The 26740-nt window shown below is 71.3% G+C and carries 24 protein-coding genes; 18 read left to right on the top strand and 6 right to left on the bottom strand.

Going from position 1 to position 26740, the window contains the following annotated elements:
- Window positions 1-41 precede the first annotated feature (41 nt).
- The 3 genes from QUG92_RS06825 (at window position 42) to QUG92_RS06815 (ending at window position 2386) form a co-directional block, all read left to right on the top strand.
- Complete coding sequence (locus QUG92_RS06825) at window positions 42-935, top strand: ParA family protein (protein ID WP_069712637.1); 894 nt, start codon at window positions 42-44, stop codon at window positions 933-935.
- Complete coding sequence (locus tag QUG92_RS06820) at window positions 935-1912, top strand: ParB/RepB/Spo0J family partition protein (RefSeq protein ID WP_289458291.1); 978 nt, start codon at window positions 935-937, stop codon at window positions 1910-1912. The genes QUG92_RS06825 and QUG92_RS06820 overlap by 1 nt, the downstream gene beginning before the upstream one ends.
- 279 nt (window positions 1913-2191) lie before the next feature.
- Window positions 2192-2386 carry a hypothetical protein gene (locus QUG92_RS06815; protein ID WP_289458289.1) on the top strand — a complete coding sequence of 65 codons (195 nt, stop codon included), beginning with the start codon at window positions 2192-2194 and terminating at the stop codon, window positions 2384-2386.
- A 21-nt stretch (window positions 2387-2407) separates the two neighbouring features.
- Here the strand turns inward: QUG92_RS06815 and QUG92_RS06810 are convergent, their stop codons facing one another.
- The 6 genes from QUG92_RS06810 to QUG92_RS06785 all read right to left on the bottom strand — a co-directional run bounded on the left by QUG92_RS06810 (window position 2408) and on the right by QUG92_RS06785 (window position 11234).
- On the bottom strand, window positions 2408-3097 hold the full coding sequence (locus QUG92_RS06810; protein WP_289458288.1) for a YdcF family protein: 690 nt from the start codon (window positions 3095-3097) through the stop codon (window positions 2408-2410).
- Between the two features lie 2 nt (window positions 3098-3099).
- Window positions 3100-4062 (bottom strand): D-alanine--D-alanine ligase family protein, encoded by a 963-nt coding sequence (locus QUG92_RS06805; protein ID WP_289458286.1) that lies wholly within the window; start codon window positions 4060-4062, stop codon window positions 3100-3102.
- Window positions 4063-4102: 40 nt separating this feature from the next.
- Window positions 4103-5404, bottom strand: coding sequence for an aminotransferase-like domain-containing protein (locus tag QUG92_RS06800; RefSeq protein ID WP_289458285.1), 1302 nt, complete (start codon window positions 5402-5404; stop codon window positions 4103-4105).
- A gap of 202 nt (window positions 5405-5606) precedes the next feature.
- Window positions 5607-5933: a thioredoxin gene (gene trxA / locus QUG92_RS06795; protein ID WP_022832611.1), complete on the bottom strand. Its 327-nt coding sequence runs from the start codon at window positions 5931-5933 to the stop codon at window positions 5607-5609.
- A gap of 62 nt (window positions 5934-5995) precedes the next feature.
- Window positions 5996-6994, bottom strand: coding sequence for a thioredoxin-disulfide reductase (gene trxB / locus QUG92_RS06790; RefSeq protein ID WP_289458280.1), 999 nt, complete (start codon window positions 6992-6994; stop codon window positions 5996-5998).
- 88 nt (window positions 6995-7082) lie between these two features.
- Entirely contained in the window at window positions 7083-11234 is a 4152-nt protein-coding gene (locus tag QUG92_RS06785; protein ID WP_289458278.1) for a DUF6049 family protein, read from the bottom strand.
- A gap of 124 nt (window positions 11235-11358) precedes the next feature.
- On the opposite strand from QUG92_RS06785, the gene QUG92_RS06780 reads away from it, so the two are divergent.
- The 15 genes from QUG92_RS06780 to QUG92_RS06710 all read left to right on the top strand — a co-directional run bounded on the left by QUG92_RS06780 (window position 11359) and on the right by QUG92_RS06710 (window position 26340).
- Window positions 11359-12795 carry a CCA tRNA nucleotidyltransferase gene (locus QUG92_RS06780; protein WP_069712733.1) on the top strand — a complete coding sequence of 479 codons (1437 nt, stop codon included), beginning with the start codon at window positions 11359-11361 and terminating at the stop codon, window positions 12793-12795.
- Window positions 12796-13005: 210 nt separating this feature from the next.
- Window positions 13006-13377, top strand: a complete 372-nt coding sequence (gene rpsF, locus QUG92_RS06775) for a 30S ribosomal protein S6 (RefSeq protein WP_069712631.1) — start codon at window positions 13006-13008, stop codon at window positions 13375-13377.
- A 3-nt stretch (window positions 13378-13380) separates the two neighbouring features.
- Entirely contained in the window at window positions 13381-13959 is a 579-nt protein-coding gene (locus tag QUG92_RS06770; RefSeq protein WP_289458274.1) for a single-stranded DNA-binding protein, read from the top strand.
- A gap of 50 nt (window positions 13960-14009) precedes the next feature.
- Window positions 14010-14267 carry a 30S ribosomal protein S18 gene (rpsR, locus tag QUG92_RS06765; RefSeq protein WP_017887834.1) on the top strand — a complete coding sequence of 86 codons (258 nt, stop codon included), beginning with the start codon at window positions 14010-14012 and terminating at the stop codon, window positions 14265-14267.
- A 14-nt stretch (window positions 14268-14281) separates the two neighbouring features.
- Window positions 14282-14734: a 50S ribosomal protein L9 gene (gene rplI / locus QUG92_RS06760; RefSeq protein WP_069712629.1), complete on the top strand. Its 453-nt coding sequence runs from the start codon at window positions 14282-14284 to the stop codon at window positions 14732-14734.
- A gap of 234 nt (window positions 14735-14968) precedes the next feature.
- On the top strand, window positions 14969-15262 hold the full coding sequence (locus QUG92_RS06755; RefSeq protein WP_058748771.1) for a WXG100 family type VII secretion target: 294 nt from the start codon (window positions 14969-14971) through the stop codon (window positions 15260-15262).
- A 114-nt stretch (window positions 15263-15376) separates the two neighbouring features.
- Window positions 15377-15688, top strand: a complete 312-nt coding sequence (locus QUG92_RS06750; protein ID WP_289458206.1) for a hypothetical protein — start codon at window positions 15377-15379, stop codon at window positions 15686-15688.
- Window positions 15688-17127 carry a WXG100 family type VII secretion target gene (locus tag QUG92_RS06745; protein WP_289458204.1) on the top strand — a complete coding sequence of 480 codons (1440 nt, stop codon included), beginning with the start codon at window positions 15688-15690 and terminating at the stop codon, window positions 17125-17127. Before QUG92_RS06750 ends, QUG92_RS06745 begins: the two co-directional genes overlap by 1 nt.
- A 280-nt stretch (window positions 17128-17407) precedes the next feature.
- Entirely contained in the window at window positions 17408-17701 is a 294-nt protein-coding gene (locus QUG92_RS06740; RefSeq protein ID WP_058748771.1) for a WXG100 family type VII secretion target, read from the top strand.
- Between the two features lie 87 nt (window positions 17702-17788).
- Window positions 17789-18082, top strand: coding sequence for a hypothetical protein (locus QUG92_RS06735; protein ID WP_069712626.1), 294 nt, complete (start codon window positions 17789-17791; stop codon window positions 18080-18082).
- Window positions 18082-19656, top strand: a complete 1575-nt coding sequence (locus QUG92_RS06730) for a hypothetical protein (protein WP_182045200.1) — start codon at window positions 18082-18084, stop codon at window positions 19654-19656. The genes QUG92_RS06735 and QUG92_RS06730 overlap by 1 nt, the downstream gene beginning before the upstream one ends.
- Before the next feature lie 18 nt (window positions 19657-19674).
- Window positions 19675-20262: a P-loop NTPase family protein gene (locus QUG92_RS06725; protein ID WP_182045201.1), complete on the top strand. Its 588-nt coding sequence runs from the start codon at window positions 19675-19677 to the stop codon at window positions 20260-20262.
- Complete coding sequence (locus QUG92_RS06720) at window positions 20259-20987, top strand: hypothetical protein (protein ID WP_289458198.1); 729 nt, start codon at window positions 20259-20261, stop codon at window positions 20985-20987. The genes QUG92_RS06725 and QUG92_RS06720 overlap by 4 nt, the downstream gene beginning before the upstream one ends.
- Complete coding sequence (locus QUG92_RS06715; protein ID WP_289458196.1) at window positions 20984-21904, top strand: hypothetical protein; 921 nt, start codon at window positions 20984-20986, stop codon at window positions 21902-21904. The genes QUG92_RS06720 and QUG92_RS06715 overlap by 4 nt, the downstream gene beginning before the upstream one ends.
- Window positions 21904-26340 carry an FtsK/SpoIIIE domain-containing protein gene (locus QUG92_RS06710; RefSeq protein ID WP_289458194.1) on the top strand — a complete coding sequence of 1479 codons (4437 nt, stop codon included), beginning with the start codon at window positions 21904-21906 and terminating at the stop codon, window positions 26338-26340. The genes QUG92_RS06715 and QUG92_RS06710 overlap by 1 nt, the downstream gene beginning before the upstream one ends.
- Window positions 26341-26740 lie beyond the last annotated feature (400 nt).

Genomic DNA, 26740 nt, shown 5'->3' with positions numbered 1-26740 from the left:
GATGTTCCACGTGGAACACCGAACCGGGGAAGAGGCCTTCGTTGAGTTCATCGACCAACTACGACTCGTCGACGCCCCTCGCACGCGAGGTCGCCGACCTGAACCGCCGGCGCAGGGCGATCGCGACGCAGCAGTTCCCCCTGCCCGATGCGACGCGCATCTTCACGGTCTCGAACCAGAAGGGCGGGGTCGGCAAGACCACCACCACGGTCAACCTGGCGGCAGCGCTGGCGCACGGTGGGGCTCGGGTGCTCGTCATCGACCTCGATCCGCAGGGCAACGCGTCGACGGCGCTCGGCGTCGACCACCAGGCCGAGGTCGCGAGCATCTACGACGTGATCGTCGACGAGGCACCGATCGCCGACACCGTGCAGCGCTCCCCCGAGTCGGAGACGCTGTGGTGTGTCCCCGCGACGATCCACCTCGCGGGCGCGGAGATCGAACTCGTCTCCCTCGTGGCGCGTGAACAGCGGCTGCGGACCGCGCTCGACCAGTACCTCTCCTCGCTCGAGGAGCCGTACCACTACGTCTTCATCGACTGCCCGCCCTCGCTCGGCCTCCTGACGATCAACGCGTTCGTCGCCGCTCAGGAGGTGCTGATCCCGATCCAGACCGAGTACTACGCGCTCGAGGGCCTCAGCCAGCTGCTCCGGAACATCGAGCTCATCGAGCGGCACCTCAACCCGAACCTGCGGGTCTCGACGATCCTCCTGACGATGTTCGACGGCCGGACGAACCTGTCGAACCAGGTCGCCGCGGACGTGCGTGAGCACTTCGGTGACCAGGTGCTGGGCGCCGTCATCCCCCGATCAGTGCGGGTGAGCGAAGCGCCGAGCTACGGCCAGAGCGTCGTGTCGTACGACGTCAACTCGTCCGGGTCGTTGTCCTACCTGGAAGCAGCAGCCGAGATCGCAGCACGAGGAGCGAAGCACTGATGGCACCGAAGCGAACCGGACTCGGGCGAGGGATCGGCGCACTGATCCCCACGGTGTCGGACCAGCAGGACCGACCGGTCGATGTCTTCTTCCCCACGGGTGGCTCGCCGGCATCGGCGCCGAGTTCGGGCGGCACCGCTGAGGACCTCGTCGCCGTCCCGGGCGCTCGGCTGGCGAACCTGAACCCGCTCGACGTCGTGCCGAACGCGCAGCAGCCCCGGAAGGAGTTCCGCGAGGAGGAGCTCCAGGAGCTCGTGCACTCGATTCGCGAGATCGGTGTGCTGCAGCCCATCGTCGTGCGCCCGATCCCCGGCGCCGGTGGTACCGAGCCGCAGTACGAACTCATCATGGGCGAGCGGCGGCTGCGCGCGACGAAGGAGCTCGGGCTCGCCACGATCCCGGCGATCGTCAAGGAGACGCCGGACGACGCGATGCTCCGGGACGCTCTGCTCGAGAACCTGCACCGCGCACAGCTCAATGCACTCGAGGAGGCGTCGGCCTACCAGCAGCTCCTCGCAGACTTCGGCATCACGCAGGAGCAGCTCGCGCAGCGCATCGGTCGGTCACGCCCGCAGATCACCAACACCATCCGCCTCCTCCGCCTGCCCTCCCCCGTGCAGCGCCGCGTCGCCGCGGGCGTCCTGTCGGCTGGACACGCACGGGCGATCCTCGCGGCGCCGGATGCCGAGGCGATGGAGTACCTCGCGGAGAAGATCGTCAACGAGGACCTGTCGGTCCGCGCTGCCGAGGCCATCGCCCAGCAGCTCGCCACGAAGACGCCTGTGAAGGCCAAGCCGGAGCCGTCGAAGCGCCAGGCCCACTTCAACGACCTGGCGGAGCGGATCGGCGACCGGCTGAACACCCGCGTGAAGATCGCGGTCGGGGCACGCAAGAGCTCGGTGACGATCGACTTCGCCAACGGTGACGACCTCGACCGCATCCTCGGGGAGTTGGGCATCCGCGACGTCGCGGAGTGATCCCCTCAGGGGCGCTGTACGCCCCGCTGCCGGGACCGGGCGCGTCGGGCGTCCTCCAGGGTGGCGGCCGCGCAGAACGTCCCGCAGGGAGCCGTGCAGCGGACCGCAGTAGGAGAGGTTCGTGGCACGTGTTGCGTCGTCACGGATGTTCCACGTGGAACCATCCGTGATCGTGACCGTGACCGTGACCGCGGCCGTCCGAAGGTGGCGCTCGGATGTTTCTCGACCCGGACCCGGCCGACCGCTAGCGTGGGAGCCACCGACGACGGAGGAGGGGCCGTGAGGGAACAGCAGCGAGATCGACCATGGGGCGACGACGCGTTCGAGGATACGCGGCGCCCCGGTCTGGTCGCGACCGCCTGGAGCATCCTGATGCGATCGGTGACGACGGTGCTCGCCGGCATCGACGGCCGTGCGCACCCACGGCAGCTTCCGCTCGACCCGCCGCAGGAGCGAACCGACTACCGACCGTGATGCTGCAGCGCTGCGACGCGCTCAGCCGTGCGAGTCGGCCCGGCAGAGCTGACGCAGCTTGTTCAGGCCGACGACGGCGAACACGGGCTTGAGCAGACTCATCTCGGGGAAGCGGTAGTCGTCCGCTGACACCAGCCGGGAGCCGAGATCCGGATCCTGGCGTCGGAGGTACGCACGGGCCTTCTCTGCATGCAGACCGTTCGCGCAGATGCTGATCGCGTTGCGGTCGCCAACGAGTGCACGCGCTGACGCGATGTTCTCCCACGTCGTCGTGCTCTCGCGTTCCAGGAGGATTCGGCCCTGCCAGCCAGCCTCCCGCAACGCCTCGGCCAGGAGGTCGGCCTCGGGTACTGCTCCGCGCACGGCTCCCCCGCAGGCCACGACCTCGACTGCGAAGCCCTCGGCTACGAGTCGTGCCGCGGTACGGGCGCCGATACGAGCCCGCCAGCGGGTGACCGCGTGGGCCCGAGGACCGCGGTCGGCGAAGCCGAGCACGAGGACGGCGCACCGCGCAGGGGTGCCTCGACGATTTCCTAGAGCCTCCGAGACCCGTGCCGTTCGTGCACGCTCCGGGGGGAGCTCGAGCTCCTGTCGAGCGTGTGCCCGCGCGTGTACGGCCTCTCCCCACGCGAGCACTGCGCTCAGAGCACCGGCGGCGATCAAGACTGTCCGCGCGATCGACGTTCCACGTGGAACATCGAGCCGGTGCATGATCAGCCGCGGTGGTCGCGGATGGCCTGCTCGGCCAGCTCGGCGTAGGTCCACCCGAGGTCGAAGCCGGAGGCACTGAGTGCCTGCGGGACGAGGGAGGTCTCGGTGAGCCCCGGCAACACGTTCGCCTCGAGGAACCACGGGGTGCCCGCCCCGTCGATGATGAGGTCCACGCGGGACAGGTGGCGCAGCCCGAGTGCGGCGTGCGCAGTCTTCGCCGCGTCCGCGGCAGCTTCGGCAAACTGCGGCGCCAGGCGTGCCGGCGTGAAGAAGGTCGTCTCCCCCGCGTTGTACCGCGCCTCGAACCCGTACGGGCCGTTCTTCGGGACGATCTCGACGGCGGAGAGCGCCACGGGGCCGTCACCCGTGTCGATGATCCCCACCGCGACCTCGGTGCCCCGGATGAGCTGCTCGACGACCACGTCGTCGCAGTAGGTGTAGGCCGTGACCATCGCGCGCGGGAGATCGCGCGGATCCTCGACGAGCGTGACTCCCTGGGCGCTCCCGCCGCGAGCGGGCTTCACGGCGAGCGGTACCGGGTGCTCGCCGGCGATGGCCTCGAGGACACCGACCGCGCCGAGCTCCCGGAAGACGTCGTGTGACAGCGTGACGGACCGGGGCGTCCGCACGCCGGTACGAGCGACGAGCGCGGACGAGGTGGGCTTGTCCCAGGCGAGACGGGCCGAGGTCGAACGCGAGCCGACGAACGGGATGTCGAGCGCCTCCAGGATGCCCCGCAGTGCGCCGTCCTCGCCCGAGGCACCGTGCAGCGCCGGCCACACGACGTCGGGCCGATCGTCACGCACTGCGGGCAGCAGCCCGGCGTCGGCGTCGCGCAGGTCGACCTTCCAGCCGTACCCGGTCAGCGAGTCCGCGACGCGCCGCCCGGACCGGAGGGAGACGTCCCGCTCGTGCGAGATCCCTCCCGCGACGACGACGACGTGACGACGGGTGAGCTCGGCCATGCGAGGGTCCTCCGGGTGGTACTACAACGGAAAGTGCTGGTCAGGAGACGTTCGGCGGCGGCGCGACGACCGAGGTGCGCGACTCGCGGACGTTCGGCCGGGTGGCGTGGCCGAACGTCTCGAGCAGTTCGAGCTCGTCGTTGACGACGGTCGCGAGGCGCTTGACGCCGAGTCGGATCTGTTCGGGCGTCGGGTAGCAGAACGACAGTCGGATGTTGCCACCGCCGCGTCCGTCGGCGTAGAACGCCGTACCGGGCGTGTAGGCCACGAGCTCCTTCACCGCGCGCGGCAGCATGCCCTTTGAGTCGAGGGCCTCGGGCAGGGTGAGCCAGACGAAGAAGCCGCCGTTCGGCTTCGTCCACGACAGGTCGGGCAGGAACTCCCCCAGGGCGGACAGCATGGCGTCCCTGCGCTCCGCGTAGAGGCCGCGGAAGGTGTCTACCTGGCCCTTCCAGTCCGCGGCGTCCAGGTAGGCGTTCACGACGTACTGGCCGAAGGAGTTCGGAGCGAGGACGGCCGACTCGTTGGCGAGCACGAGCTTCTCGCGGATGGCGTGCGGTGCGAGGGCCCAGCCGACCCGGAATCCCGGTGCGAGGGTCTTCGAGAAGGACCCGAGGTACACGACGCCCTCGTCGTCGATGGACCGGATGGCCTGCGGCGCGGGCTCGTCGAACCAGAGGAGCCCGTACGGGTTGTCCTCGAGCACGAGGATGCCGTTCGAGCGGCAGATGTCGAGCACCTCGATGCGACGCTCGCGGCTCATCGTGACACCGGCCGGGTTGTGGAAGTTCGGGATCGTGTACAGGAACTTGATCCGCTTGCCCTGGGTCCGGAGGTTCGCGATGGCCTCGCGGAGCGCCTCGGGCACCAGGCCGTGCTCGTCGGTCGTCACGTGCACGGTCTCCGCCTGGTACGACCGGAAGACCCCGATGGCACCGACGTACGAGGGCGACTCGGCCAGGACGACGTCGCCCGGGTCGATGAAGAGCCGCGTGACGAGGTCGAGCGCGTGCTGCGACCCCGTGGTGACGACGACGTCCTCGGCGCTGGCGCGGATGCCCTCGAGGCTCATCACGTCGACGATGTGCTCGCGGAGGGACCGCAGGCCCTGTCCCCCGCCGTACTGCAGCGCCATCGCGGCGTCCTCGGTCATCACGCGGTCGATCGACCCGGTGACGAGCTCACGCGGCAGCGCGGAGACGTAGGGCATGCCGCCGGCGAGCGAGACCACCTCGGGCCGCGAGGCGACGGCGAACAGGGCTCGGACCTCGGAGGCGCTCAGCCCGGCGGTGCGCTGGGCGTAGGAGTCGTACCAGGGGTCGAGACTGTTGCCGTTCGTCATCGTGAACTCCGTTCAGTGGGACATTCCCGCCACACTACGACATCCGTTGCCGGATCCGCGGTGGGAGGCGGGGGCCGATCCTGAAGCTGTGGCCCTGCCACGCGCAGCCCGCGCCCGGGTACGCCGCGCAGGCCGCGCCCGGCAACGGCGGACGGCCCCGCTCTCCGGGGAGAACGGGGCCGTCCGGTGGTGCTGGGGTGGACTACGCCAGGAACTCTGCGAGGTCGGCCTCGAGCGCCGGCTTCGGCTTCGCGCCGATGACCGTCTTGACGACCTCGCCGCCCTTGAAGACCTTCATCGCCGGGATCGACGTGATCTGGTAGTTCATGGCCGACTGCGGGTTGTCGTCGACGTTGAGCTTGACGATCTCGATCTTGTCGGCGTGCTCCGCGGCGATCTGGTCGAGGATCGGCGAGACGGCGCGACACGGGCCGCACCACTCGGCCCAGAAGTCGACGAGGATGGTCTTGTCGGACTTGAGGACCTCGTCCGAGAAGGTGGCGTCGGTGACGGCCTTTGCGTTGGACATGTGTGCTCCTTCGAGAAGTTCAGTGGGTACAACGGCGGCGCCGCTGCGGTATTCCGAGTGGGTCAGACCCGTGCGGCCTCGACGTCGATCGTCGCGGGCGACTCCGGGGTGACGCCCTCGGCCTGGTCGGTCAGGGCGTCGTCGAGCTCTGCGAGGTACTTCTCGGCGTCGAGCGCCGCGACGGTGCCGGAACCCGCGGCCGTGATGGCCTGGCGGTAGGTCGGGTCGATGACGTCACCGGCGGCGAAGACGCCCGGCAGGTTCGTCTTCGAGGAGCGGCCCTCGACCGCGATCGTGCCCTCGGGCGCGATGTCGATCTGGCCGTGGATCAGGTGCGTGCGGGGGTCGTTGCCGATCGCGATGAAGAGGCCGTCGAGCGCGAGCTCGGACTCCTCGCCGGTGACCGTGTCCTTGAGCGTCACGCCGGTGACGGCGGAGTCACCCTGGATGGCGGTGACCTCCTTGTTCCACGCGAACTCGATCTTCGGGTCGTTCGTCGCGCGGTCCTGCATGATCTTCGACGCCCGCAGGGAGTCCTTGCGGTGGATGACCGTCACCTTGTCGGCGAAGCGGGTGAGGAACGTGGCCTCCTCCATCGCGGAGTCACCGCCGCCGACGACGGCGATGTTCTTCTGGCGGAAGAAGAAGCCGTCGCACGTGGCGCACCAGCTCACCCCGTGGCCGGAGAGTCGTTCCTCGTCGGCGAGGCCGAGGTGGCGGTACGCCGAGCCCGTGGCGTAGATGACCGCGAGGGCCTCGTACGTCTCACCGGAGCCGACGGTGACCTTCTTGACGTCACCGGTCAGGTCGACCGAGACGGCGTCGTCGTACAGGACCTCGGCACCGAACTTCTCGGCCTGTTCCTGCATCTTGATCATGAGGTCCGGGCCCTGGATCCCCTCGGGGAAGCCCGGGAAGTTCTCGACCTCGGTGGTCTTGGTGAGCTCGCCGCCGGTCTCGACGCTCGAGGCGACGATGAGGGGCTTGAGCTCCGCGCGCGCGGCGTAGATGCCGGCGGTGAACCCGGCGGGACCGGAACCGATGATGATGAGCTGGCGCATGCCTGGTGCCCTTCCGTTGCGTACTGACCGGGTCAACCCATGGTAGCGGCGGGACATTCCGCCGATCCGGTGTGCGCGCAGGCGGTGGTCAGCGACCGAGACGCTTCCGGAGCAGGGACACCGCGCCGGAGACCTCGCCGTTGCGGGCGACGACGAGTGCGCCGAAGTACACGCCCGCCATGACGGCGCCAGCGAGCACGATGGTGACGAAGGCCCCGGTGCGGTCGGACATCGCGAACCCGTCCGCCGCGAAGGCGCCGAGCGCGGTCACGACGCCGGCACCGGCGACACCCGCGACGAGCGCGGCGACGACGAACTGCAGGTGCGAGCGGGTGACGACCGGACCCTCGATGCCGTCCAGGCGGCGGCGGACCAGGACGAGCGCGACGATCGTCTGGGCCGTGCCGGCGAGGGTGGTGCACGCGGCGATCGACACACCGACCACGGACTGCGGGAAGGTGGCGACGGCCAGCGCGCCGACGACGAACAGCACCGACTGCACGCACTGCATGAGGAACGGGGTCCGGTGGTCGTGCATCGCCCAGAACACCCGCTGGATGATGAAGAGCATGCTGAACAGCACGAGTCCGGGCATGTAGGCGAGGAGCACCGCGCCGATGGAGAGCGCCTGGTCGAAGGTGCCGGCGAACATCCGTCCGAACGGCACGGACACGACGATCAGCGCCACGGACGCGAACACCGTGAAGAGCCCGACGATCCGGAGCGAGAGCGACAGGTTGCGCCGCACGGCGTCCAGGTCCCCGCGCTCGGCGTCGTGGCTCATCCGCGTGAAGTACGCCGTCGCGATCGACACCGCGAAGATGGAGTGCGGCAGCATGAACAGGAGCCAGGCGTTCTGCAGCACCGCGTTGCCCGCGGCACCCGTGCCGAGCGAGGCGACGCGCGACTGCACGATCCCGGCCAGCTGCGTCACGAGGATCATCGCGAAGAGCCACCCGGCCGCCGTGCCGGTCGCCTTCAGCCCGACGCCGCGCCAGCGGAAGTCCGGCCGGAACGACAGGCCGGCGCGCTTCCAGAAGAACGGCAGGAACGCGGCCTGTGCCAGCACCCCGAGCGAGGCGCTGCCCGCCAGCACCGCGATCTTCAGCGGGGTCCAGGCACCCACCGAGGAGTTCAGCTCCTGGCCGCCGAACATGGCGATGAACACGACGAGACCGGCGATCGCGATGACGTTGTTCAGCAGCGGTGCCCACGTGAAGGGGCCGAAGACCTGCTTCGCGTTGAGGACCTCGCCGAGGAGCGAGTACAGCGCGTAGAAGAGGATCTGCGGCAGGCACCAGAAGGCGAACGCCACCGCGAGGTCCGTCTGGGCCGGCGTGAAGCCCTTGCCGTCGCCGCCGGCCTGCTGGCTGTACAGCCAGACGAGGAACGGCGCGACGAGCGTCGCGACGACCGCGATGACGACGAACACGGTGGCGCCGAGCGTCACGATCTTGTTGACGTAGGCCGTCCCGCCGTCGCGGCTCTGCTGCATGGAGCGGACGATCTGCGGGATGAGCACCGCGGAGAGCAGGCCGCCCGCGATGAGCGCGTAGATGTTGTTCGGCAGCTGGTTCGCGAGCGCGAAGGCGTCGGCACCCGGCGAGTGGGCCTGGCCGATCGCGTACGCGAGGACGAACGTCTTGCCGAAGCCGAGGACGCGCGACAGCATCGTGCCCGCCGCGAGCATCGCACTCGCCCGTCCGAGGTTCCGCTCGGCCGCGGGCTCCGCGTCGACGGCGGGCTGCTGCTGCGTGCTGATGGTCGGCTCCTCGGGTTCACGGTCGGGGTCGAAGACGGGTTCGTCGCGCGGTCCGGACTGGAGGCGCGGCGCACCCCCGTCGTGCACGGGCGCGTCCGCAGGACGCGGACCCGCCTGCTGCGGTGCGGGTCGCGTGGGAGCCGTCACGGTGGTGGTGCCGGCCGCAGCGGCGGCGGGAGCCGCCTGCGCGACGGTGGGCGTGCCTCCCGTCCGGCGGGGCGCACCGGGGGCGTCGGGCTGGACCTCGAGCGGCCGGTTCGGGTCGTCGTCGTCCTCGTCGTCGAGCTCGCCGTTGCGGCGGCGGATGCGCTTCCGGACACTGCGGAAGATGCCGAAGCCGAACAGCGCGACGAGGCCGATCGCCGCGACGGCGGTGATGACGGTCTCCCACTGCGCCTGCACGTTGAGCTCGACGGTGGACGGCTGCGAGATCGTGACGCCGGTCGGTGTCGTCAACGACATCGTCAGCGTGACCTTGCCGTTCGCGACGGAGCGGACCGGGACCGTCGCACGGGTGGAGGACTGCGGCTGGAGCTCGACCAGGATGTCGTTGCGGACGATGCGCAGGGCGGAGCTCGACGGCTGCACGGTGAGGCGCACCGTGACCGGGTACTCGGACCGGTTCCGGATCGACACCGGCAACGACGAGCGGTCCCCGAGGAGCGTCAGGGAGCTCGAGTCCGGGATGCTCACCTCGCTCGTGGTCCGGGTCCAGTCCTGCACCTGGGCGTCGACGGCGGTGTCGAGCGCGTCCGGCTCCACCCGCCAGGCGTTCGAGGCGAGGGCGAGCAGGTCGAGGCGTGCGGGGGCGGTGACCACGACCGGGTCGTCGACGGCGGACGCGAAGCCGATCAGGTCACGCTCGGAGGCGACGAGGCGCCGGAGCTGCGCGAGGCGCTGCTCGCCGTCGTCGGCCGGCGCGAGGGTGAGCGAGCCAGCGGTCGCCTTCGCGGCCGTCGAGAGGTCGGCCGGGGCGACCCACGGCGTGCCCTCGATGGCGTCGAGCGCCTGGCCCAACCGCGCGGAGTCGTTCGGCCAGTCGCGCCCGAGGGTCAGCAGGACGGGGCTCGTGGCGGAGCCGGCCCGTGCGGCGGTCGCCATGGTGGCGGTGAGCTCCGCCATCGCCGCGTCCCAGCGCTGCTGGTCGGTGGCCCCGGCCGCGTCGCGCAGCAGGGCGGACATGCCCTGGTCGGAGACGAGCACGCGCTGGTCGCCGATCCGCTCCGACGCGGCGACGGTCGTGTCCGGACCGGCGGAGGTGTTGCCGCTCGAGACGATCGTCGTGTCCGTGCCGGCCTTCGCCAGGGCGGGCAGGTCGTCGGTGGCGACGGTGCCCTCGACGGGCCAGGAGACGTCGTCGAGCGACCAGGGGAAGTCGAGCAGCTCCCGGGTGGTGGGGAGGGTCGGTGCCGTCTCGGTGCCGGTGCTGCCGGCGGTGGCGTCTTCGGTCGGGGTGGGGACGTCGGACGGCGACGCCGTGTCGCCCGGGGTGGCGGAGGCCGTGGGGCCCATCGGGGTCGGCGTCGGGGTGCTCGCGCCGGGGAAGTGGTCCTCGTCGACCTGCTGGTCGAGGGAGATGACGCCCGGGATGCCGTCCGCACCCGCTTGCCGGAGCCCGGTGACGTCGGCGTCGGCCCACGGCAGGGCGAAGGTCTCGTTGCGGAGTCCCTCGAGCCGGTCGAGCCAGGCCGTCGCCGTCGAGGGGGCGTCCTGCCCGAGGAGTCGGATCGAGGCGATGATCCGCGGGTCGACCGCCACCGCGACGTTGTGGTCCTCCGCCGCGTCGAGCTGCTGCTGCAGTGTGCCGTCGACGGAGGTCGCGGCGGCCAGGGCGTTCGCACCGATGACCCCGTCGGGGGTGGCGGGGAGCGTGACGGGCATCGCGACCGAGACGCCGAGCGGGGCCTGCTGGAAGTCCGGGTACCAGGTGACGGCGGACCGTGCGACGGCGGTGGTGTCGCCCGCGGTGTACTCGGCGGCGATGCGTCGGGCCCCGAAGGACGAGTACCCGCCGAGTGCCACGTTGCCGGGCACGATGGTCACCGTCTGGGTCACCGTCCGGTGCGCCGGGACCGCCGGGACGTCCACCGTGTCCATCGGGGCGCCGAGGTAACCGGACGTGCTGGTGTCGTCGAGCCAGTCGGCGAGGACGTCGCGCGTGCTCTCGGACCGGAAGATGTCGAGCTCGGCCCGTCCCGCGGGGACGTCCCGGTCCGTGTCGTTCGTGACGGTGAGGGTGAGCTCGAGGTCCTCGTCGCGACGGACGATCCCGCGGTCCGCCGGTGCGATCGAGACGGTGGTCCGACCCTGGTCGGCGGCCGTCGGCTCGGCCGTCCGGGTGGTCGTGCCGGACGCCGCGGTGTGCGTCGTCGAGGTCCCGGCTGCCAGGACGGCGTCGGTGGCCGCGGGCGTGGTGACGAGACCGATGGCGACGAGGGCCGTCGCTGCGGCGGCGAGCGTGGAGCGGAGGATCTGCATACAGGGAGGCCCGAGGGTCGGTTCCGGCCGAGCACGAGTGTACGAGGGGCAGACGGGGACGATCCCGTGGGCGCTCGGTCCGTGCAGAACTCGTGGACGGTCTTCTGGGAGGATGAGGTCCGTCATGCAGTCCGTTGCCCAGGCCGTCGAACGACTCGACGCACTCGCCGCCACCGAGCCCGTCGCCCTCCTCGCTCGGTCGTTCGCCGACGCCGGACACGAGCTGGCCCTGGTCGGCGGACCGGTGCGCGACGCCTTCCTCGGCCGCCCCGTGACCGACCTCGACTTCACCACGGACGCCACCCCCGAGCAGACGCTCGCGATCGTCGAGCCGATCGCGAGCGCGACCTGGGACGTCGGTCGGCAGTTCGGCACGATCGCCGCACGCATCCGCGGCGAGCAGGTCGAGATCACGACCTACCGCAGCGACGTCTACGACGGCGAGACCCGCAAGCCCGAGGTCGCGTTCGGCGACACCATCGAGGACGACCTGCTCCGCCGGGACTTCACGGTGAACGCGATGGCACTCCGACTCCCCCAGCGCGAGCTGGTCGACGTGCACGGCGGCGTCGAGGACCTGCTGGCGCAGCGCCTGCACACGCCCCAGGCCGCACCGGTGTCGTTCCGCGACGACCCGCTGCGGATGATGCGGGCCGCGCGCTTCACCGCACAGCTCGGCTTCACGGTGTCCGACGAGGTCCGGGACGCCATGACCGCGCTCGCCGACTCGATCGACATCGTCTCCGCCGAGCGCGTGCGGGACGAGCTGGTCAAGCTGCTGGACACGTCGGACCCGGTCCCCGGGATCCGGCTCCTCGTCGACACCGGCCTGGCCGAGCGGTTCCTGCCGGAGCTGCCGGCGATGCGGCTCGAGATCGACGAGCACCACCACCACAAGGACGTCTACGAGCACTCGCTCACCGTGCTCGAGCAGGCCATCGGGTACGAGGCCGAGCGGCACCCGGGCGAGGCGCCCGACACGGTGCTGCGGCTCGCGGCGCTCCTGCACGACATCGGCAAGCCGGCCACCCGGAAGCTCGAGCCCGGCGGGGCGGTGAGCTTCCACCACCACGACCTGGTCGGGTCGAAGCTCGCGAAGAAGCGACTCCGGGCGCTGCGCTTCGACAACGACACCATCGCCGCGGTCGCCCGCCTGATCGAGCTGCACCTGCGGTTCTTCGGCTACACCGAGGGCGCCTGGACCGACTCGGCCGTGCGCCGGTACGTGCGGGACGCCGGTCCCCTGCTCGAGCGGCTCCACGAGCTGACCCGCTCCGACGTGACCACCAGGAACCGGCGGAAGGCCGACCGGCTGGGCTTCGCGTACGACGACCTCGAAGCGCGCATCACGACCCTGGCCGACCAGGAGGAGCTCGACGCGATCCGGCCGGACCTGACGGGCGACGACATCATGCGGATCCTCGACATCTCGCCGGGACGCGCCGTGGGCGAGGCGTACCGGTACCTGCTCGAGGTCCGGATGGACGAGGGACCCCTCGGCGCGGACGAGGCCGAGGCGCGCCTGCGCGCCTGGTGGGCCGAACGCGACGCGACCGCCTGACAGCCCGACCGCCGGACCGAACGCGACTGCCGGACCGAACGGGACCGCCTGGCGGGCCGGAGCCGCTCTGCACAGCCGGTGGCGCGCCTCCAGGCCGTGAGCTAGGCTAGTGGGGTTGTCCACGCGCTCCTGCGTGTCCGGACACATGCATCAACCCTCCTGCTCCGGGAACCGCCCGGAGCCGCCGAGACCAAAGGAGGTGGGTTCCGCATGCACCAGTACGAACTGATGGCGATCCTCGACCCCGAGATCGACGAGCGCACCGTCGCTCCCAGCCTGGACAAGTTCCTCGCGGTCATCCGCAACGACGGTGGCACCGTCGACAACGTGGACGTCTGGGGCCGTCGTCGCCTGGCCTACGAGATCGCGAAGAAGTCCGAGGGCATCTACGCCGTCGTCGACTTCACCTCGAGCCCCGAGGCCGCCAAGGAGCTCGACCGTCAGCTCGGTCTCTCCGAGGCCGTGCTCCGCACGAAGGTCCTCCGCGCAGAGGAGGCGATCGCCCAGGTCGCCGCCCAGAAGCAGCGCGACGAGGCCCGTGCGGCCCGCAAGGCCGCCAACGCGACCGCGACCGCCGAGTAGCTCATGGCCGGCGAAACCGTCATCACGGTGGTGGGCAACCTCACCGCGGACCCCGAGCTGCGCTACACGCAGAACGGGCTCGCGGTGGCGAACTTCACCATCGCATCCACCCCTCGCACGTTCGACCGTCAGGCGAACGAGTGGAAGGACGGCGACGCGCTGTTCCTCCGGGCGAGCGTGTGGCGCGAGTTCGCCGAGCACGTGGCGGGCTCGCTGACGAAGGGCATGCGCGTCATGGCGCAGGGCCGTCTGCGTCAGCGCTCCTACCAGGACCGTGAGGGCCAGCAGCGCACGAGCATCGAGCTCGAGGTCGACGAGATCGGCCCGTCGCTCCGCTACGCGACCGCACAGGTCACCCGTGCCGCGGGTGGCTCCGGTGGCGGTCGTGGCCAGGTCGGTGGCGGCAACGCCTCCGGTGGCCAGGGCGCGGGCGGCGGCTGGAACGGCAACAGCAACAACAGCGGCGGCGGTCAGTCGGACGCACCGTGGTCGCCCCAGGGCGGCCAGCAGGGTGGCAACGCACAGTCGAACGACGTGTGGAGCCAGCCCGGTGGCTCGTACGACGACGAGACCCCGTTCTGATCCTCAGCGGTCCGACGGACACACAACTTCTTCTTCTCTAAGGAATCACAATGGCTGGAAAGAGCACCGGCGACCGCCGGAAGCCTCGCGGCAAGGGCGGCAAGAACGCCGCTCCCGCGAAGTCGATCAAGGTCGGCGTCATCGACTACAAGGACGTCGCGACCCTGCGCAAGTTCATCTCGGAGCGTGGCAAGATCCGCGCCCGTCGCATCACCGGCGTCTCCGTCCAGGAGCAGCGCCTCATCGCCCGTGCCGTGAAGAACGCCCGTGAGATGGCGCTCCTCCCCTACGCCGGCTCCGGCCGCTGATCGGAGGACTTCCCATGTCGAAGCTCATCCTCACCCACGAGGTCTCCGGCCTCGGTTCCGCCGGTGACGTCGTCGACGTCAAGAACGGCTACGCCCGCAACTACCTCATCCCCCAGGGCTTCGCCGTCGCGTGGTCCAAGGGCGGCGAGAAGCAGGTCGAGTCGATCCGTGCGGCCCGTGCCGCTCGCGAGCTCGCCACCATCGAGGAGGCCCAGGACCTCAAGATGAAGCTCGAGAACGCGACCATCAAGCTGACCGTCAAGGCCGGCAAGGACGGTCGTCTGTTCGGCTCCGTCCGTCCGGGCGACGTCGCCGACGCCGTCCAGGCGCAGGGCGTCGGCTCGCTCGACAAGCGCAAGGTCGAGGTCCCCGCGACCATCAAGACCGTCGGTGACCACGAGGCCACCGTCCGCCTGCGCGAGGACATCACCGCCGTGATCTCCCTCCAGGTCGTCGCCGCCAAGTAGGGCAGCGCCACCACCGTCGAAGGGCGGGTCTCCTCCGGGAGGCCCGCCCTTCGTCGTGCCCGCGGGTCGCGTCCGCCGGACGGTCGGGTGTGCACGTCGAGTTCATCGCCGACGCGTGCTGCGGAACTCCAGGTGAACAACCCTCGAACACCCCCGTTCGGGGGCATCCCCGCCGGTACCGTCGTCTCGGCTTCCGGTTCCGGAGGCGAACGACATCGAGACCAGGAGCACGACATGCCCAACTTGAACGTCACCTACGGCGAGATGCAGGACGCCGCGACCCGCCTCGTGAACGGTGAGCAGGACATCACCTCGAAGCTCCGTGAGCTGAAGGCCCTCGTCGACTCGCTGATCAGTGGCGGCTACGTCACGGACCAGTCGTCCGTCGCGTTCGGCAGCTCGTACCAGGAGTTCAACGACGGTGCGACGAAGACCATCGAGGGTCTCGAGGGCATGTCGATGTACCTCAACAAGGCGGCCGAGGCGCTGCAGCAGACCGACCAGGAACTCGCGAACGCCATCAAGTAGCGCGGGACACCGGGCGGTCGGTCCCCGACCGCTCCGGACGACGGGCGGCCCCCTCGCGGGCCGCCCGTCCCACCTTCCACCGGACCACCGGACGGGCAGCGATCGGGAGCACCCATGGCAGACCTCATCATCACCAAGGCCGTCCTCGAGGACTCGGCCACCAAGTTGCAGCACATCTCGGACGAGCTCGAGCACCAGAAGTCGGACGACCGCGCCCTGACCGAGGTCTACGGGCAGCACGACGTGCAGCAGGCGATGCACGACTTCTCCGGCGACTGGAAGATCCACCGCAACAAGATGAAGGGCGCCGTGAAGGACCTGCACGACAAGATGCAGAAGTCCGTCGAGCACTGGTCGGCCCTCGAGCAGGACCTGCACGACAAGCTGACGACCGAGTCGCACCCGACCGACGGGGCGGCCGCCTGATGCCCGCCCGCGGAGGGAACTGGTCGCTCGTCGGCGAGGCCTCGGACCCGATCGTCGCCGACACGCAGGTCGTGCACGAGCTCGTCGACTACTACCGGTCGATCGCGGACGAGATCCGGAGCGAGGCCGACGTGCTGAAGCGCATCGGCGAGGGCGACCAGTCGCAGTTCAAGGGAGAGTCGGCCGACGCGGTCCGGAAGAAGAGCGGCGAGGTCGCGTCGTCGCTGCAGAAGATGTCCGGCCGCTACGACGCCATCCGTGACGCCCTGACCGGGTACCTGCCGTCGCTGGAGACCGCACTCGACGAGTCGGCGGCGGCGCTGCGCGAGGCGGAGGACGCATCGGCAGCGGGATCGCGCGCCGCGAGCATGGCGGACCCGTCGCAGGGTCGGGCGCAGGACGCCCCGCCGTTGACCGCCGACGAGCAGGGGGCCGTCGACGCGAAGCACCGCGCGACGGACGACGCCCGCGCGGGAGCCGACGCCGCGACCGCGAAGCTCCGACGGGCCGTCGACACCCTGAACGGTGCCGGGCGCCAGGCGGCGTCGACCATCCGTGCGGCCTGGGACGACGGCCTGCACGACACGCTCGGCGACAAGATCAAGGCGTTCTTCTCGAAGCTGCTGAAGATCCTCGTCAAGATCTTCACCTACATCGGCATCGCCCTCGCGGCGCTCGCGATCCTCATCCCGGGGGTCGGGATCCTGACCTTCATGGCGGCCGTCGCGGCGTCGGTGACCCTCGTCGCGAACATCACGCTCGCGGCCATGGGCGAGGGCTCGTGGCTCGACGTCATCACCTCGGCGGTGGGGCTCGTGCTGGTCGGGGTCGGCGGGGCCCTGACGAAGGCGGTGTCGACGCTCAAGACGGCCGGCCTGGCGAAGGGCACGGTCGGTCTGCAGAAGGACACCCTGTCCAAGCTCCAGGGGCTGCAGCGTGCTCGCGACCTGAAGATCGACGAGGCGCTCGGCGCGAAGGACTTCTCGGCCTTCAAGAACGCGCGCGAGAGCCTGGCGACGATCAGGAAGGACATCACCGCGGCCGAGGGCAAGCTCGACCTGGCCAGGACGAAGAACGTGGTCGACGGCTTCAAGGAGAAGCCGAACTGGTGGCACCCGGGCAAGGCCCTGTGGAACGAGGACAAGGCGAAGATCGCCGACGTCTTCGGCAAGGGCGGCAAGGGATGGCAGTGGGAACGGCTGCTCAGCGTCGACCGGCAGATCGAGATGACGAAGATGCAGAAGGAGATGTGGTCGAAGTACGGCGTCGCGATCGCCGCGTCGCCGACGTGGCACTCCTGGGCGTCCGGCGGGCGCGTCATCGCCAGCTGGGCGAACACCTTCGCCTACGGGCAGGGCATCAAGCCGACCGGGTGGGGCACGGACCAGGAGCGCGTGCCGGGCTACAAGGACGCGACGGGAGCGCTCACCACGCCGTGAGCGCCGTGTGCGTCCGGGAACCGGTCCGTCTTCCGGGGGACACCGGGCCGATTCCCGCACCGCGACACGCCGATACCCGTCGGTCTCCACCGCGCGGTGGCATGTGAATACCGCTCGGGATCGGCCGTGCCACGACGCCGATGTTCTGGAATGTGCACATCACTGTGCAGACGTCGGACTGGACCGCGTCGAGAAATGTACCCCCCGAGATCGTTCCGCTCTGGAATAACGTTCCCGGTGTCCCTCGACCGGGGGGCGCGACGAACGACAGGAGCAGGCCATGCCCAACTTGAACGTGACCTACGGCGAGATGCAGGACGCCGCGACCCGCCTCGTGAACGGTGAGCAGGACATCACCTCGAAGCTGCGTGAGCTGAAGGCCCTGGTGGACTCGCTCATCTCCGGTGGGTACGTGACCGACCAGTCCTCGGTGGCGTTCGGCAGCTCGTACCAGGAGTTCAACGACGGTGCGACGAAGACCATCGAGGGTCTCGAGGGCATGTCGATGTACCTCAACAAGGCGGCCGAGGCGCTGCAGCAGACCGACCAGGAACTCGCGAACGCCATCAAGTAGCGCGTCCTGCGCCCCGGTCGACGCTCCCGTCAGCGACGTCGACCGGGGCGTTCCCGTTCCCGATCCCCGTCTCCCCCGGAGGTACCCGTGCCTGACCTCGTGATCAGCCAGGAGCTCAGTGACAGCGCTGCGAAGGTGCACGCCATCAACGACGAGCTCGAACACCAGAAGTCCGACGACGGCCAGTACCACGGCGTCTTCGGCGAGTCCCACCTGCAGGACGCCTTCTCGGACTTCAGCGGCGACTGGAAGCTCCACCGCGAGAAGATCCGCAAGAACGTCGACAAGCTCGACAAGAACCTGCAGAACTCGATCGAGACCTGGACCGACCTGCAGCAGCAGCTGAAGGACGGTCTGCAGTCGCACGAGGAGACGGCCTGATGGCGGGCCGCGCAGGCGACTGGGCCGCGCTCGACGAGGCCGGCGACCCGATCGCGACGCAGCCCGCGAAGGTGCTCGAGCTCGCGGCCTTCTACCGCGACATGGCGGAGCAGATGGAGACCACGGCCGCCACGCTCGACAAGGTCGGCAGCGGCGACGAGGGCGTCGGCAAGGGCGAGTCCGTCGACGGCATCCGCAAGCGGGCGAAGGACGTGTCGGGCTCCCTCAAGCAGATGACCGGACGCTACCGGGCCGCCGGCGAGGCGCTGCAGGGGTTCGCGAACGCGGTCGGTGACGAAGCCGACCGGTCGGCGGGCACCGTGATGGGCACCTCCTGGCAGGCACTGCAGGACGCGATCGCCGCGAAGGGCGACCTCGGTTCGGCGCAGGGGCTGGCCGACCCGGTCGCCGCGGCCAAGCAGGCCGGCACGGAGCCGACCCCCGAGGACACCTCGGACAGTCAGAAGCGCGCCGAGCGGATCTCCGGTGCCGAGGGCGCGGTCGCGGCGGCGAAGCGGAAGCTGCAGGACGCCCGCGACCAGCTGACCTCGGCGGGTCAGCGGGCCGCGAGCACCATGCGCGGTGCGTGGGGCGACGGGCTGCACGACTCCGGTTGGTACAAGTTCATCCACATGCTCATCAAGATCCTGACGATCATCGGGATCGTCCTGGCGGTGTTCGCGTTCCTCATCCCGGGCCTCGGCATCGGGGCGATCCTCGGGGCGATCTCCGCGGGGATGACCCTGATCGCGCAGGCGGCCACGTTCGCGATGGGCGAGGGCAACGTCTTCGACCTCGTGATGGCCGTCGTCGGCGTCCTGACGCTCGGGCTCGGGACCGCGATCACGAAGGTCACCTCGACCGCGGTGAGCAACGGGATCAAGGCCACCAAGGGTGCGATGACCTCGAAGTTCGCCGGGGCGAGCAAGAAGGCGCACGAGGCCGTCGGCGTCCGGAAGGACCAGCTGCAGGCGCTGAAGCGGGACCGCGCGAGTCTCGACCGGCGGCTGGCCCGGCCGATGTCGTCGGCGCAGACGCAGACGATCACGAAGCAGCTCGACGGGCTGCAGGCACAGATCAGCAAGGCGACGCGGGCACTGGAACGGGCCCGAGGTCGTCGTGACGCCGTCGACGTGGAGTGGATCGGGACCGAGGCGTCGTTCGCGGCGAAGTTCGCCGACAACCCGAACTGGTGGAACGTCACGAAGATCCACAAGGTGATCGCGAACGACGCGAAGCTCGTGAAGAAGCAGTTCTGGACCGAGGTCGGTACCCGTGGTGGTCTCAAGGACTGGGGCGAGCGTTTGGGTGGTGTCGACTTCCAGTTCACCCGCGACCGCTTGCATGACTTCGAGAAGCTGAACCGGCTCCGGTCGGGTGTCACCGCGGCACCGTGGTACCACGCCGGCGCGAACGGCTTCATGAGCGCCTGGGGCAAGGGCAACGCGATCGCCGGCCTGGTGATCGGTCCGATCGGCATCGGTGCGGACCAGTCCCGCCCGTGGTCGGACTGGGTGGCCGAGCACAAGCACCCGGTGACCGACCTGCCGACCGTGCCCGCCGCGCAGCGCTGAACCGACCGGAGGACCACCATGACGACCGCCACCGTCTCGTCGAGCATCACCACCGACGGCGCCACCTGGCTCCTCGTCCCGCACCCGGACGAGGCCGACCCGGCCTGGCGGGCCGAGACGCTCGAGCTCTTCGACGCCGTGGCACGGCTGGACCGCGAGGACGGACGGCCGTCCGCCGCGGAGCTCGACGGGCCGGGTGCCCTCGCGACGCTGCTGGAGCACCGCGCGGCACTCGGCCCGGCGCAGCGCCTGGTCGCCTCGCTCGTGGTGCCCGGCAACTGGCCGCTGCCGGTCGTCGTGACCGTCGGACCGTCCGAGGGCGGCACCGCTGAGCTCCTCGACCTGGCCGGGGCGACCGGCGGCCTGCCGGTCGAGCCCCCGTCGGTGGACGAGCTACCGGAGCACGTCGGCGGCGAGGGCCCCGTCGTGATCCGCTACGACCTCGACGACGCCGGGGCGATCTGGGCCACGGTCACCGCCGTGCGCCGCGCGGACGGGGTCGACACCCACGTGCGGTGGCGGACGACCGACCTGGCGCTCGTCCCGGTGTTCGCACCGGTCGTCGTCGAACTCCTGGCAGCCGTCGAGAACGAGGTGCACGCATGACCGGACCCACCGCATCGTTCCTGGTCGTCGTCCCGCCGGGGTGGGCACGCCTGCCCGCCGGCGAGGACCAGCGCGCCGAGCTCGGCGAGACCGTCCGGGCCGTGATCGCCCGCGCCCTGCCGGATGACCTGCCGCGCGACCGCGCCGAGCCGCTCCGGCAGGAGATGCGCAAGCGCCTGACGTCCGCGGTCGTCGAGGCCGGCGACAGCGGCGCGACCGCCGTCTACATGCCGGTCCAGCCGGTCGATGGGTACACCCCGCCGGTGTCGATCATCGAGTCCGAGGTCGACGACGAGAGCGAGGAGGCGCCCGAGCAGGTCATCGCCCAGCTGCTCGCCGACGCCCTGCCGACCCGGCGCGACCCCGACGACACGGGCCTGCGCGAGGTCGACGGCGGGATCGCGGCCCGCACCGAGCAGACCGTCCGCCGTGCCGACGTCGCGACCGAGCTGCCCGGCATCGGTGACGACCTGCCCGTCGTCGACGACCGCCAGGTGACCTACACGATCCCGGTCCCCCACCGTCCCGGACGCTGGGTGCTCATGTCCTTCTCGGCGATCAGCCGGACGGACCCGGAGGACCCGGAGGCCGCCGACCGGCTCACCGACGCCCTGGTGATGCTGTTCGACGCCGTGATGACCACCTTCCGCTGGACCGACGTCCCCGGTGCCGAGCCGACCCCGCTCGAGCGCCGGATCACCGAGATCGCCGAGGCGCGCGCATGACCTGGTCCTTCCTGACGCCGGAGTCGCACCTGCTCGTGACCATGTCGGTCGTGGTGCTCCTCGCCACCCTGGCCCTCGTGGTCCCGACGATCGTCGCGCTCCGCCGCCGGACCTCGACGGACGCCCTGGCCTGGGCCGACCAGGTGCGTCGCGACCCCGCGGCCGCGTGGGCGGTCGACCGGGTCCTGCGCGCGGTGGACGCATCGTGCGCCGCCGCGAACGTGCTGTTCCCGGGCGCGGTGCGCATCACGATCGGGACCACCGTCCGCATCGACGTCGCCTCGCCGACGATCGCCCCGCCCGCGCCGTGGACGGCGACGCCCGACGGCCGCACGTGGTCCGCCCCGACGTGGGCGCTCCAGGCGGTGCCGCTCGCGGGTGGCGCGCCGGTCGAGTTCGCGACGGTCGTGTCGTTCGGCACCGACCGGGACGACACCGTGCTGGTCGACCTGCGCCGCGTGGGCGGGATCCTCGCCCTCCGCGGCGAACCGGCCGCCCGCGAGGCCCTGCTGGTCCGCCTGGTCGAGCAGCTGCAGACCGCCCCCTGGGCGGTCGGCACCACCGTGCTCGGCGTCGGCACGGGCACCCGGGCGGGCACGGCGGTGTCGGTGCGCGACGCGATCGCGGCGGTCACGGCGGACGCGACCCCGGGCCTCCTGGTCGTGTCGCGGGTGCCCTCCGGCGAGGACGGCCGGGAACTCGCCCGACTGCTCGAACGGCCGGGCGGCCGGTGGGCCTGCATCGCGGTGGCCCCGCACCCGCTCGCCCGCTGGACGATCGAGGCGCGACGCGACGGCACGCACGTCTCCGACGTCCTCGGCACGCTGCAGTGGGCCGGCCTCGGCCGGTCGGTCCCGGTCGACCCGGCCGCGGGAGCCGACACGGCGCAGCGCGACGACGTGCCGGCGGAGGCCTGATGCGGGTCGTCGTCACCGTCGTCGACGACGGCACGGGTGACACCTCGGACGTCCTCGTCGACGCCGCGGGGCGGACGCCCATGCGGACGGTGGTCGACGCGCTCGTCCGCCGGACCGGCGGTGCGCCGATGCCCGCCGACGCGCCGGACGGGGACGTCCCGTTCGAGCGCAGCGGCCTGGTCGACGGCGCCGTCCTGCACGTGGGCGGCGCGGTGCGCCCGGAGCCCGAGCACGGTGTCGTGCACCTGCTCGTGGTGGGCGGGGTCGACGCCGGCCGCGTGCGCCGGCTGTCGCCGGGCACGGTCCGGATCGCGCTGGCGGACGACGGCGCGGCCGCGGTCGGAGCCGACGCCGACGCCGACGGACGACCCGGCCTGGAGGCACGCACCGCGTTCGACGGGTCGGTGACGGTCCGCCTCGCCCCGGCCGAGGACGACGGTGCGCGTCCGGCGGACGAGCCGGTGCCGGCACTCGAGGACGAGCCCGTCACCGACGCGTGGACCGCCTGGCCGCCCGGGGCTCTGGTGCGGTTCGGCGACACGGTGCTCAGCGTGCGCCCGGTCGAGGTGGTCGACCGGATGCTGCTCCGGCCGCCGGACTCCGGGCAGCTCGACTTCAACCGGCCGCCGCGGCTGCTCCCGCCGTTCCTGAAGACCGACTTCCGGATCCCGAAGCCGCCGGTCGCCCCGCAGCGCTCGGCCATCCCGTGGATCATGGTGTTCGTGCCGGCGATGTTCGGCATCGTGATGGCGACGGTCTTCCACTCGCCGTTCTACCTGCTCTTCGCGGCGATGACGCCGATGATGGTCATCGGACAGACCATCAGCTCGCGACGCACCGGCAAGAAGAGCCACCGCAAGCAGCTCGCCGAGCACCGGGAACGGGTCGCGGCGCTCGAGGCGGCGATCGAGCAGGCCGTGCTCGACGAGCGGGACCAGCGGCGGACCTCGTCGCTCGACGCCGCGTCGCTGCGGGTCGTCGCGACGACCCCCGGGCGACGGCTGTGGGAGCGTCGGCCCTCGGACGGCGACCACCTGCACGTGCGGATCGGCACCGGCGACCTGCCGTCGAGCGTGACGGTCGTCGACGACCGCGACCTGGACGGACTGGCGCACGAACCGCGCACGACCCGCGGGGTGCCCGTCACGGTGCCCCTCGCCGAGGTCGGCGTGCTCGGCATCGCCGGGGCCGGGGAGTCCCCGCGGGAGCTCGGGCGGTGGGTGCTCGGGCAGCTCGCGGTGACGCAGAGCCCGCGCGAGGTGCAGTTCGTCGTGCTCACGGCGCAGCAGCACGTGCCGGCGTGGGCGTGGACGCTCTGGCTCCCCCACCTCCGGCCGACCGGTGGGCAGGAGGCGCTCGCGCTCATCGGTGCCGACGGTGAGACGATCGGTCGCCGCCTGGCCGAGTTGACCCAGGTGCTCGCAGAGCGCCGGGCCGAGCGGCAGAAGAACGGGATGAACCGGTCGCGGTTCTCCCCCGAGATCGTCGTCGTGCTCGACGGCGCACGTCGGCTCCGCGCGATGCCCGGCGTCGTCGGGCTGCTCCGCGACGGGCCCGCGTGCGGCATCCGCCTCGTGTGCATCGACGAGGAGGAGTGGCAGCTCCCCGAGGAGTGCGTCGCGACCGTGGCGCACCGGAGCCCGACACAGCTCGTGCTCCGCCGGCAGCTCGCCGCCCCGGTCGAGCTCGTGCTCGCCGACCGGGTCGGGGACGACTGGTTCGACGACGTGGCGCGCGGGACCTCGCCGCTGCGCGACACCAGCGGGTCGGACGGCGACGGGCTGGTGCCCGACGCGGCACGGCTGCTCGACGTCGTGGACCTGCCGCAGCCGGACGGCGCGACCGTCGCCGAGCGGTGGGCCGGGTCCGGCACGAGCACGGCCGCGGTCGTGGGCGTCGGCATCGACGGCGCGTTCGAGCTCGACCTGGTGAAGGACGGTCCGCACGGGCTCGTCGCCGGCACCACGGGCTCGGGCAAGTCCGAGTTCCTGCAGACCCTCGTGGCGTCGCTCGCGCTCCGGAACCGCCCGGACCGGATGACGTTCGTGCTCGTCGACTACAAGGGCGGTGCGGCCTTCAGCGTCGCGTCGGACCTGCCGCACACCGTCGGGCTCGTCACCGACCTCGACCAGCACCTGGTCGAACGGGCGCTGCGCTCGCTCCGCGCGGAGCTCACCCGCCGCGAGCACATCCTGGCGGCGTCCGGCGCGAAGGACATCGAGGACCACGAGGCGCACCTCGCCCGGGGCGGTGCCGGCGAGCAGATGCCGCGGCTCGTGCTCGTCATCGACGAGTTCGCGGCGATGGTCACCGAGTTGCCGGACTTCGTCACGGGCCTCATCGGCATCGCCCAGCGGGGCCGGTCGCTCGGCGTGCACCTGATCCTGGCGACCCAGCGCCCCGGCGGCGTCGTCGGCCCGGACATCCGCGCGAACACGAACCTGCGCGTCGCGCTGCGCATGACCGACTCGGGCGAGAGCACCGACGTCATCGACGTCGCGGACGCCGCGCGCATCCCGAAGAGCGTGCCGGGGCGCGCGTACGCGCGCCTGGGGCACTCGTCGGTCGTGCCGTTCCAGTCGGCGCGCGTCGGCGGTCGGTGGGCCGGTGAGGAGGACCCGGCCACGGGCCTCCCGTTCGTCCGCGTGCTCGACTGGCGCGACTTCGCCACCGCACCGCCCGCCCGCCCGTCGCGCAGCGACAGCGCGACCGCCGCGACCGACCTGTCGGTGCTGGTGCAGGCGATGGGCGACGCCCGCGACCGTCTCGGCATCGGGCGGGTGCACAGCCCGTGGCTGCCGCCGCTGCCCGAGCTGCTGCCGCTCGCCGAGGTGGCGTCGGCCGCCGTCGGGACGCGTCGTGCGGCGGCGTCCTCCGAGGAGGGGCTGCGCTTCGCGGTCGGTCTCGAGGACCTGCCGGACACGCAGGAGCAGCGCGCCGCGGAGGTCGACCTCACCCGCTTCACCCACCAGTTCGTCGTCGGCGCCCCCGGCTCCGGGCGGTCGTCGGCCCTCCGCAGCCTGGCGGCGTCGGCGGCGCGCGCCGTCCCGTCGTCCGACCTGCACCTGTACGCGATCGACTGCGGGAACGGGGCGCTCGCGTCGCTGCAGCAACTCCCCCACTGCGGCGCCGTCGTCCAGCGCACGCAGGTCGAGCGCGCCACGCGGCTGATCGACCGGCTGACGCGGGAGACCGCGCGTCGGCACGACCTCATCGCGGCGGCGTCGGCCGCGGACATCACCGAGCAGCGGCTGCTCGCGCCCGAGGGCGAACGCCTGCCGCACGTGCTCGTGCTCATCGACCGGTGGGAGAACTTCACGACCTCGCTCGGCGAGGTCGACGGCGGCGCCCTGACCGACGCGGTGCAGTCGATGCTCCGCGACGGCGCGGCCGCCGGCATCCACGTCGTGGTGTCCGGCGACCGGTCACTGCTGGCGTCGCGGATGTCGACGCTGACCGGCGACAAGGTCGTGCTCCGTCTGACCGACCGGCTCGACTACTCGCTCGCCGGCATCAACCACCGGAAGCTGCCCGCGTCGATCCCGCCCGGTCGCGGGTTCCGCGCCGAGTCCGGCACCGAGGTGCACTTCGCGACCCTCGGCGCCGACGTCTCCGGGCAGGGACAGACGACCGCGGTGCGGAACCTGGCGGAGGAGCTGCGCGCGGCGTCGCCGGTCCCGCCGTCGCCGCGGCCGTTCCGGGTCGACGCGATGCCGAAGGACCTGGACCTGGACGCCGCACTCGCGCTGTCGTCCGCACCGGAGCCGCAGCCGATGGTCGCCGTGACCGGAGTGGGCGGCGACGACATGGAGCTGCAGACCGTCGACCTGTCCACCGGTGGCGGCACGTTCGTCGTCGCGGGGCCCTCGCGCTCCGGACGGTCGACGATGCTCGCCGCCATGGCGCGGTCGCTGCTCGTGGGTGGGACGTCGCTCGTCGTCCTCGCGCCGCGGCCGGGGCCGGTGCGGGACCTCGAGGGGCTGCCGGGCGTCCGTGCGGTGTTCAGCGGGGACGACGTGACGCAGGAGCAGCTCGAACCGGTCCTGGCGCCGGACGGGACGCCCCTGGTGCTCGTCGTCGACGACGGGGAGCTCCTGATCGACTGCTCCGCGGCGCGGTGGCTGCGGGACTGGGGTCGGGCGGCCGTGGACAACCGGCAGGGGATGCTGCTCGGCGGCAACACGACCGGATTGGCGGCCGGGTTCGGCGGGTGGCAGGTCGACGCGAAGAAGAACCGCCGCGGTGCCCTGCTCTCGCCGCAGGACACCCTGGCCGGGGACCTGATCGGCGTGCGGATCGCGCGGTCGTCGATCTCGTCGCGGATCGTGCCGGGGGCGGCGTTCGTGCACCTCGGTACGGGGCTGGCGTCGACCCTGCAGGTGCCGATGGTGCCGGCTGGCACGCGGGCGGGTTCCGAGTCGGGCGCGCTCGTCTGATCTCGTCGGTTCGCTCGTCCGGGCGGCGGGCTGCTGCTCCGGCGCGCTCGTCTGACCTGGCGGGTTACCGGTTGCGGCGGTCCGCTGATCCTGGGAGCAGCCCGAGAACGCCCAGGACAACCATCGCTGTTGTCAAGCGGTTCTGCACAGTTCACGGGGCCGATCCATCAAGGTTCAAGGTGCACTTGAAGCCCGGTTTTCCACACATCGTGTGGAACAGGAAACCCCAGGTCAAGCGGTCGAACATGTGTTCCCACAGGTGGTTGTCCACACGTTCGTCCACAGTTGTCCACACGCCGGTCCGGCGTGTTCCGCAGACAGTCCACAGAGTTATCCACAGGTGCGTTTGCTGGGGATAACTCTGTCCCCGTAGCTTGGCCCAGCGACTCGGCGACAGCAG

This window comes from Curtobacterium citri (assembly GCF_030362955.1).
Classification (GTDB): domain Bacteria; phylum Actinomycetota; class Actinomycetes; order Actinomycetales; family Microbacteriaceae; genus Curtobacterium; species Curtobacterium citri.
This window is presented reverse-complemented; position numbering and strand designations above follow the sequence as displayed.